This window comes from Companilactobacillus halodurans, assembly GCF_009600985.1.
Classification (GTDB): domain Bacteria; phylum Bacillota; class Bacilli; order Lactobacillales; family Lactobacillaceae; genus Companilactobacillus; species Companilactobacillus halodurans.
This window is the reverse complement of the sequence record NZ_VDFP01000036.1, coordinates 1-9,616: the sequence shown is the minus strand read 5'-3', so window position 1 is coordinate 9,616 and position 9,616 is coordinate 1. Positions and strand designations below refer to the sequence as shown.

General features: G+C 34.6%; 7 protein-coding genes. 1 reads left to right on the top strand and 6 read right to left on the bottom strand.

Translation table 11 applies throughout. From position 1 onward, the window contains the following. Positions 1-78: 78 nt before the first annotated feature. The 6 genes from FHL06_RS11580 to nrdJ form a co-directional block, all read right to left on the bottom strand. Positions 79-1,458 carry a M20/M25/M40 family metallo-hydrolase gene (locus FHL06_RS11580; RefSeq protein ID WP_192917968.1) on the bottom strand — a complete coding sequence of 460 codons (1,380 nt, stop codon included), beginning with the start codon at positions 1,456-1,458 and terminating at the stop codon, positions 79-81. A 119-nt stretch (positions 1,459-1,577) separates the two neighbouring features. Beyond that, positions 1,578-1,808 (bottom strand): type II toxin-antitoxin system RelB family antitoxin, encoded by a 231-nt coding sequence (relB, locus tag FHL06_RS11575; protein WP_153386732.1) that lies wholly within the window; start codon positions 1,806-1,808, stop codon positions 1,578-1,580. Positions 1,809-1,942: 134 nt separating this feature from the next. Then, positions 1,943-4,021 carry a heavy metal translocating P-type ATPase gene (locus tag FHL06_RS11570; RefSeq protein ID WP_238334030.1) on the bottom strand — a complete coding sequence of 693 codons (2,079 nt, stop codon included), beginning with the start codon at positions 4,019-4,021 and terminating at the stop codon, positions 1,943-1,945. After that, positions 4,018-4,440: a CopY/TcrY family copper transport repressor gene (locus tag FHL06_RS11565; protein ID WP_153386730.1), complete on the bottom strand. Its 423-nt coding sequence runs from the start codon at positions 4,438-4,440 to the stop codon at positions 4,018-4,020. The genes FHL06_RS11570 and FHL06_RS11565 overlap by 4 nt, the downstream gene beginning before the upstream one ends. A 290-nt stretch (positions 4,441-4,730) precedes the next feature. Continuing rightward, complete coding sequence (locus FHL06_RS11560; RefSeq protein WP_153386728.1) at positions 4,731-5,030, bottom strand: hypothetical protein; 300 nt, start codon at positions 5,028-5,030, stop codon at positions 4,731-4,733. Positions 5,031-5,207: 177 nt separating this feature from the next. Further along, positions 5,208-7,448, bottom strand: a complete 2,241-nt coding sequence (gene nrdJ / locus FHL06_RS11555; RefSeq protein WP_153386726.1) for a ribonucleoside-triphosphate reductase, adenosylcobalamin-dependent — start codon at positions 7,446-7,448, stop codon at positions 5,208-5,210. Positions 7,449-8,067: 619 nt separating this feature from the next. Between nrdJ and FHL06_RS11550 the strand changes: the two genes are divergently transcribed. Continuing rightward, on the top strand, positions 8,068-9,408 hold the full coding sequence (locus tag FHL06_RS11550) for an ArnT family glycosyltransferase (protein WP_337692560.1): 1,341 nt from the start codon (positions 8,068-8,070) through the stop codon (positions 9,406-9,408). The last annotated feature ends 208 nt before the right edge of the window (positions 9,409-9,616 follow it).

Genomic DNA, 9,616 nt, shown 5'->3' with positions numbered 1-9,616 from the left:
TAAGCGTATCAATCTTCAAATTTTTTGGCTCCGAGCAAGCTCGTCAGCCAAATAAAAAACAGCTAGACCAATTATGATCTAACTGCTTATGTAAACTGCCATCAACTTAATTTGACGAACAGCCTTTAATAATTCATAACTGATTCTAATTCCGTTATAAAAATTCTTTTCCGTAATATTTTCGTTAAAGTCGTGATTATGCTCATCTGAATTGGCATAAGGAATCGTAAAGACGGGAACTTTTAAAATATCTTTCCAAACGTAATTAGGAACAGAACCAGGCATTGCTGGCTCAATATAAACTTTTCCAGTGGCTCGTTTAATAGCTTGGAAGAGCTGATTAATCTGTTCGTCAGGTGCTTTTGTCTTCTCTGGAGGCAATTGGCCTAAGGTCTTAACTTCTAACTTATTGGTCGTAATTTCATCACTGAAAATTTCAAATAAATCAGTTTTTATTTGATTGATATCTTGCTGACCCACTAAACGGCAATCGACTTTTAGCATTGCTTGATGAGGGATGCTCGTCTTAATGCCTTTGCCCAAGTAACCAGCTTTAAAACTAGAGATATTAAATGTTGGTTTAAACATCAAATTGCGATAATAAGTTTCCTGATCCATATCTAATTCATTTATACCAGCTTGTTGCATAATTTGCTTTTTATCAAATGGCAATAATTTAATCCAGGCTAATTCTTGCTTGGTAGGCTCAGTTACTCCGTCATAAAAATGGGGTAATTTCACTAAGCCATTTTTCGAGTCATAAATTTTATCCAAAAAGTTTAATAATTGTGTCACAGAATTTTCCATCACATTGCCTAAACTTCCGGAGTGATTATCGTGGGTCGCAGTTTTTGAAATTAATTCAAAACTAAAGACGCCACGATTTCCTAATCTTAAAACGTTAGTACCGTCAGGGTTAGCTGATCCATCAACGACAATGGCTGTATTGACTTGCGACAATTTAGTGTTTTTTAATTTTTCAATGGTTGGAGCAAGATTAGGACTGCCTTGCTCTTCTTCGCCTTCAATGAACAAAGTTATATTGAAGGGTAAACTTTCATGAGTTTGCAAGTAGGTATAGATTCCCAAAATTTGTGCTAATAATTGTCCCTTATTGTCACCTGCGCCACGAGCTACAAACCGCCCATTAGTTTTTGTTAATTTAAATGGATCTGATGACCAAGAATTCAAATCGCCTGGTTCCATGACATCATAATGTCCGTAAAACAAAACATTTTCATCGCTTTTACCAGCTAATTTAGCCAAAATTATTGGATGTCCAGCAGTCTTTATAACTTCAATTTGAGCTTTCAATAATTTCTTTAATAATTTTTCTAAAAAATCAACTGTCTCGTCGATTCCTTCACCGGTGACGCTGAGGCTTTTTAAACCAATAAATTCTTTAAAAATATTTTTAAATTCTGTTTGATGTTGCTCAATAAATTCTTCTCTACTCAAATTACCGCTTCCCATCGTGAATTTAATGACTAGTCTAAACCTCATTTTTTAGGAAATCAAAAATAGCCTTAATAATCAATCTCCGATTATTAAGACTATGAAAAGTTGACCATATTGGTCTATTCGCAATATATGCTTAATTCTTTTTCCATCTCATCCAGTGAAATATCCTGTGGATTCTCCTTGAATTCTCTCACAGCTCTTTCATAGAGTTGATCGTCAATATCGTCTTCAATTTTCTCGACAGCTATTGAACGAAGAAAAGACGAGACACTCATATTTTTTGACTTAGCGTAATTTTTAATTAGCTTTTCGTCATGACCATCCAAATATAAAGAAATTGTTGCCATCTTTTCGTCACCTGCCCTTTATCAGATACAGTTTATTATGTCGAACAGCTTTTTTCAATAGTTATCCATTTCACAATTCAAAATTATATAAAAAATATTCTGTCATTTGATAACAGAATATTTAAAATAAAAATTTACATTTTTAGAGTCAACGCATTTAACGCAACAACAACCGTTGACAACGACATAATGATTGCTCCGACAGCAGGACTAAGAATAAATCCAATTCCGGCTAAGATACCGGCAGCCAGTGGCAAGGCAATGATATTGTAACCAGCACCCCACCAGAGGTTTTCGACTGTCTTTCGATAAGTATGTTGTGACAATTTCAAGAATTTTATGATATCGAATGGATCACTGTTATAAAGAATTACATCAGCAGAATCAATTGCGACATCAGTTCCGGCACCGATAGCAACACCAATTGTAGCAGCCGCCAAACTAGGTGCATCGTTGATACCATCACCAACCATCATTACATGGTGACCATCATTTTCTAATTGTTTAATCACTTTATTTTTATCTTCGGGCAATAATTCAGCTCTAAATTCATCAATACCCATCTGTTTAGCCATAGTGGCAGCGGCATCCTTATTATCACCTGTCAACATGATTGGAGTAATGTTTCTTGATTTTAGTTCTTTAATGAATTCAACGGTATTTTCTTTAATTCGATCACCTAAGGCAACAAATCCGATGACTTCTTTATTGACGACTAAATAACTAATTGTATTACCTTTGTCAAGATATGTTTGAACATCTTTGCTATCTAATTTAATATCATTTTCATTAAGATACTTCATATTAACTAAATAATAATCATCGCTATTAAGTTTGGCACTCATTCCGTAACCTTTGAGAGCTTGAGTATCATCAAATTTAGTCAATGAAACTTTCTTATCTTTTGCATATGCGACGACACTATTGGCAATGGGATGACTCGAACCACTTTCGATTCCAGCAATCAAAGACAATAACTTATCTTTATCTGTTGATTTTCCAATTGTTTCCAAACCATTAACCGTAAACTTACCTTCTGTCAGAGTTCCAGTTTTATCCATTGCAATGTAATCAATCTTACGACTATTTTCCATAGCTTGGTTATCACGAATAATTAAACCATTTGTAGCAGCGATGGAAGTACTACGTGACATTACTAGAGGAATTGCTAGACCTAAAGCATGTGGACAAGCGATTACTAGAACCGCCACTAATCTATTCAAAGCTGTACTCATGTCGCCAACGATCAACCAATAAACAAAAGCAATGATTCCGACCGTTAAGGCAGCGTAGAACAACCAACTTGATACTTTATCAGCCAATAATTGCGTCTTAGAACGATTGTTTTGTGCATCTGAGACCAACTGACTGATTTGTGATAAATAGCCTTCATCGGACGATTTATCGACTTTTACGCGAATAGTACCTTCACCATTAATTGAGCCACCAACAACCTCACTGTCGACGCCTTTTTTAACGGCTTTTGATTCACCCGTAATCAATGATTCATTGATATAGCTTTCGCCTTTTACGATATGTCCATCAAGTGGAATTGACTCACCGGCACGGATTTCTACGACATTATCTTTTTTAACGTTAGAAATATCTTTGTCGACTGTTTCATCGCCCTCAACAATATGAACTTGATCAGGAACTAATGAAGCAATTTTTTGAAGCGCATTGCCGGCATTCATTGTTGATTTCATTTCAATCCAGTGACCTAATAACATAATGACGATTAAGGAAGCAAGTTCCCAGAAGAAGTCATTGATATGGTTATTTGACTGAACTAAATCATTCATAACAAAAGCGTACAAACTGTAAATATAAGCCACACTGATACCCATGGTAATAAGGGTCATCATGGCAGGCTTTTTCGAAGCTAACTCACCTTTAGCTCCACTTAAAAATGGTTTCCCGCCGTAGAAATACAAAATCGTACTTAAAATCAAAACGATCCAATCTGAACCGGGGAACTGGACTTGAAATGGTAGGTGCAAGCCCATAAAAGGTGAAAAAATAAACACTGGTATTGCTAAAACAAGCGAAACCCAAAACTTTTGTTTCAGATCCCCCATGTCCATCATATGGCCACCATGCATCATCATGTGGCCACCTCCGGACATATTCATACTAGACATATCTGAATCTGAATCCATGTCCATGTGGTTAGAATCTTTCATATCCATATTCTTCATATCTTCATCCTTCATTTCAAATCTGCCTCCAAACAATTGCATTCAACTTCATCGGGTGCTGATTTTTCTTTTTGGGTTAAAGTTTTAATAATCAATGAAATATCATCCTTTGATATCTCTGAATTTTCAACCAAATCATTGATTGCTTGACCCTTCTTCATACAACAAAGATTATCAAACAAGTTACTAACGCTTTGATGTATGGCCGTACTTTCAGGAATCAATGGCTTATAAACATATGGACGCGCTTTCTCATCAGCCTGCAAGAAATCTTTCTTTTGCAAACGGACAATTAAAGTCTTAATCGTAGCAGCTTTCCAACTAGTTTTTTTCTCTAAAATCTCAATGACTTGTTTACTAGTAGCCTGTCCTAACGTCCAAATGATCCTCATTACTTGCCATTCAGCCTTACTCATTGTTTCAACCTCTGACATCTCTTCGTCCTCCTTGGTTTACATGTGTAATCCTTATCAACAGAACACAGTTTACAACCGTAAACGTAAGATGTAAAGTTTTAACTCTCGAAACTATTTTTCGTGTCTAATTAATTAATCTGGAATTTCCCTCGCTTAGATTATAACAATTCCTATCGTATATATCCTTTATAAACTCTTGGCCAAAAAAATACCCTATGATTTGGAATAATTCCATTCATAGGATAAGACTTATTCAAAAAGCTATTAACTAACCTTCAAATCGAGTACTCTTCAATTATATTTATTTACTAATTTACATGCTTAATAGGAATCGCACTTTCCTGAGGTTTATATTGCATAAAAAATTTGATTCCATGGATTTTTCGATAATAATTCCAATCCATATTACGGACCCACAATCTTGTATTTTTGTCCAAAACACTTGAGACCATCACTTTGGAATGGCAAAACGGATAAATAACTATTAACAATAATGATAACAAATATCCCTTAGCAAAAAACAAGAAGCCAATAATCATCACAAGCGTCATAACATCTAAAACTGTAATTCTTCGATAATATGATTTTGATTGATCCAAAGTTTGCATGGAAATCTCCCCTTTTTCCCCTGAATGTCTTCATTATATTATTTAAATTTAATCCATGTTCCCCTTTTAGAAAAATTTAACCATTAATTTTAAATTATTTGTAAATTCCGGAAATAAAAAAATGTTCTATAACAACTAGATTTACTAACTAGAAATTATAGAACATTGAAAATACTTTTATCTAATTGGGCAAGCACCACCAGCACAATCTGTTTGGTCAACTAACTCAATATCTTTTTTATCATGATTATCATTTTGTTCAGCAAAGACCTCTGCAACATCATCGTCTACTTCAGATTCACGTTTCTGATAGACTTTTTTGTCGATTGGTTCTTTAGGAGCTTGTTTGAAATCAGCGCCACTATAAGGCAAGAGTGAAGTCGATTTCGTAATATGTCTATATTGATACATTAATGGTGCAATTTGCTTAGATTCACTTGGTTGGAATGTGATTGTACAACTAACCGCATTATCGGACCAATATGTTTGTAAGAATGCTTGTGTGGCAAATTGTTCAGCAATTGAAACTGAACCAGCTGAAGCAAAGTTTGGATCATCAGCATTGACAGCCTTAACTGGAAATTCAACACACATTGTGTGTTTCGTATAAACATCAGGTTCAATCTTATATCCACAAGCCTTCAAAGCTTTCAAAAGTGGATCAGAGTCTTGGAATCTGATTCTTTGAATTAAGTAACCTGCATAGTGGAAATGCATACCTTCAGAAACACCAGCCAATTTGGCAACAGTACCTGATGGTTTAACTGTTGTATGTTTGATTGATGGTTTGCATCCAAGAGCTTTTGAGTACTCCTTATCAGCTTTGACGACAGTACGGTATAAATCGTCAACTTTCTTCACAACGCGTTGATCATAAATAGGCTTTTGAATCGTTTCGCCAGTTTCTGGGTCAGTGTTAGGTTCAAAACCAGTCACAACACGATTACCGAATGTTGTTAAAATCCAGTCCTGAATACCAGACATGGAAACACCGATTCGGCGATTCTTTTGAATAACATTACGAGAAACTTCCCAGTCATAATTACTGAAAGTAACACGCTTAGTATAACGAGCAGCAAGTGCAAAGGCTTCTTCAAGATTCCAACCTTGTTGACTAGCAATCAATGGAAAGACTTCAAACAAGTTGCAAGGTTCGCCATTGCTCAAAGAAATTTCCCCGCAAGGATTAGTACCTTCAACGCCATCATCGATTCCCGGTTGATAACCATCAATGCAACGACCGTAATTCTTGGATAATTCCAAGTTGACGATTCCTGGTTCACCATTATGAGTAATTGAATCAGCAATTGGAGCATAACGCTTAAATTCAGAATCAACAGCGACACTGTTATTTGATGCCCAACGGTGGTGATATAGCTTCTTTTTATCTTGTTTCATCGTAATGAAGTCATCGTCAGTCGATCCACCAAGAGCCAATTCAGCTGAACGACGAACATTTCCGGCAACAACTGTTTTACCAATCAAATTACCCATATCAGTACAATCAACTGAAGTAAGCTTTTTACCAACGGCTTCATTCAAGACCTCATTGATGTCAAAGAACATTTGAATCAATGGTACAGGACCAGATGCAGTTCCGCCAAAGCCCTTAATTTTTTCACCTTTAGCACGAATATTAGTAATATCAAGGACAACGTCTTTGAAACCATCATTGGTACTGTTAAAGTGGGCATCAATCATATTAGCATTTCCTATTACCCAGCCTTCACGAGTATCTGGCAATTCATAGTGACGGGTCGTTGAAATATCATGTTCTGCTAACCAGTCGTCACGATCGATTGCACCAGCAGCAATCGAATCATCGTAAGCAGCACTTTCTTTTCCAATTAGAACTGTCAAATTGACGGCATTATCAACGACAGGCATTAGTTTCATATTTGAAGGAACAACGGAAAAGCCAACGCCGCCACCCTTCATCAATTGGTCAAACATAAATGAAAATGGCATTGAGACAGCTAATTGATCCTTTTGAAGATATGAAGGGACAATGTGACTATTGCCATATTTCTGTGGTCTAATCGCGATGAACCAGCAGTTATTCAAAGCATCACCATTACGATGTTGATATTGTGTACCAGAGATCCAAAGATTTCTTCCCGAAGGAGTGGCAGCCAATCCATAGACCAATTTATATAAATCTTTTGCTTCTTTAACTAATCCATCATATTGTTCATCAGTTAAATCATCTTTTTTTAAACGAGGATCAAGGTTGATATTACCCTCAACAACACGTTTAACTGTTTCTGACCAATTTTCAGTCCGGTCTAATTCTGGAATCCAACGAGCATAAGTCCGTTTATAAGTGACCCAGCCTAATTCACCCCAGTGGGGTTTAATTGTTTGTTTAACTTCATCAACGAAGTCATCTGATAATGTAATTTGATTAATAGTAGTCATTAACACTCACTCCACACTGTTTTTAAATATTTCGTAATCAACACTATGTATAGTATCTCGAATTTGATTGAATAACAACATCTAGTGCTGAATTACATTTTTTCGATTTTGTCAAGTACTTCACATTTATTTTTTTGGCATAAAAATTAAATATGAATAACTTTCTTTAAGAGATAAAACTAAGTCGCAATTACAATTCTAATATCCTTCTTTAGGAGTAAGCAATGTTTTTTTCAATTTAAACTCAGCAGCAAATTTCAAGTGGATAACGCCAAATTTTGTCCTTGACACGAACACATGGTTGTCCCATCTAGGATTGCAGGCAATAAATACTTTTTTTGTAACGTTATGACACCAGTATGATTTTAAAATACATTAAAATTAACTAGACCAATTTATTCAAAGGACTAGTTTCTCTTAGGTTTAACGTTTTCAAAATGTATCTATTTTAAAATTCCCATTTGTAGTAAAATTATTTTATTGCCTGATAAAAAAAGGGGGAGACATCATTAGGACTTTTCAAAATATTATAAGTAAAATTATTTTAGTTTGTTTTGCTTTTTTCACAACAATTGTCTTTTTTTCAATGTTGTCGCACTACTATCATAGTTTTGCCTTCGTGAATCCTATTCGTAATTTTATTTTAATAATAGTTTCACTAGCATTACTATTTATTACCGGTTTCGTTCTAGCAAAAATCAAAACCGAGGACCAAAAGATAAATCGTATTGTTTTAGGGGCATTACTTCTTATCTTCATTATTGTTGGAACTGTTTGGATTTTGAAAGTTCCAAATCAACAAACTAGCGACTTTGGTAATTTTTGGAGTCGAGCTCCAGTAGTTTTCACTGAAAGAAGAATTTATAGTTCGCCAACCGATTATTTTGCCAAGTACGCTTATCAAACTGGCTTTATAATTTATGTTGCCAGCGTGATTAAAATTTTTGGATTCAATATTTTTGCTATTCAATTTTTAAACGTAATTTATCAAGCACTAATCCTTTTATTCACTTATCTTTTAGTCAATAAAATATTTAAAAAAGTCGTAGTGGCACGTCTTTCAGTCCTACTTCTCATGATAGATTTAGATTGGTTTGCTCTTAACAGTCAAACCGATAATCAATACTTAGGATCTTTGTTGTACTTAATAACTTTTTATTTATTAATGAACGACAAAATTTGGAGCTACATTTTAGCCGGAATCACATTAACAGGGGGATGTTTAGTGCGTCCGATTGGTCCAGTTATTATCGCTGGAATTGTAGTCTTTGCTATTTTTTATATTTGGTTTACAAATAATAATTACAAGGCTGCTTTAAAAGTGGTTCTATCTTTATTGATTTATTTTGTATTATTTGCCGTTGCCGGTTGGGGAATTAAGGCATCAGGAATTAATGAATATGGACTTTCCAATACTGATCAAGAGTGGAAATTTATGGTTGGCCTACATTATCAATCAAATGGAACCTATTCGAATGATATGAATAACTTCATTGATGATAGTAAACCACGAGAAACCACGAGAAGGATTGAGAAAGCTCAAATCAAAAAAGAGATTAAATATTTAAACGATAATAATCTTTGGCTCAAATTCTTTTTCAATAAAAATCAATTGTTATGGTCAACACCAACAATGGCGACAGATTTTACCAGCTATAATCTAAATCATTCACCGACAACAGTTAAGATTATTGATTTTCTAGCTTATTTAGGATCAATCTTCTTGATAATCTTTTCGTGGATTGGTTCACTCAAATTATTCAAGACTAAATTCAGCAAGAATCTATATCTATTGATTTTGCCGTTAATGGCTTTTGTAGTCGTTCAATTACTGATTGAAGTTCAAGGACGATACCGTATCGAATTCTTGCCAATAATTGCTGTTATTGGTGGTTTAGGATTTGCACAAGTTTTGAATTGGTTTAAATATCTTCTGCCAAAAAGTAAAAAAGCTAATTAACAAAAAGAGAGATAAAGTGGTTCTAAACTTTCTGGTGTTGATGAATAAATTAACGCCAGTTTTTTTATTCTCTTTTAGATAAAAAAAAGAACATCACTGTTCTCGTGTTAAGATTTAAGCAACCAAACCAAATCAAACAGGAGTGAACATGATGTCCCAAGACAATTTTATACTATGTGCATTAGATATAAAAGACGATAATATAAAA

Bases quoted from the DNA above. Each gene is read 5' to 3' on its own strand.
- relB (WP_153386732.1), bottom strand. From the start codon at position 1,808: ATGGCAACAATTTCTTTATATTTGGATGGTCATGACGAAAAGCTAATT.
- FHL06_RS11565 (WP_153386730.1), bottom strand. From the start codon at position 4,440: ATGTCAGAGGTTGAAACAATGAGTAAGGCTGAATGGCAAGTAATGAGG.
- nrdJ (WP_153386726.1), bottom strand. From the start codon at position 7,448: ATGACTACTATTAATCAAATTACATTATCAGATGACTTCGTTGATGAA.
- FHL06_RS11560 (WP_153386728.1), bottom strand. From the start codon at position 5,030: ATGCAAACTTTGGATCAATCAAAATCATATTATCGAAGAATTACAGTT.
- FHL06_RS11570 (WP_238334030.1), bottom strand. From the start codon at position 4,021: ATGAAGGATGAAGATATGAAGAATATGGATATGAAAGATTCTAACCAC.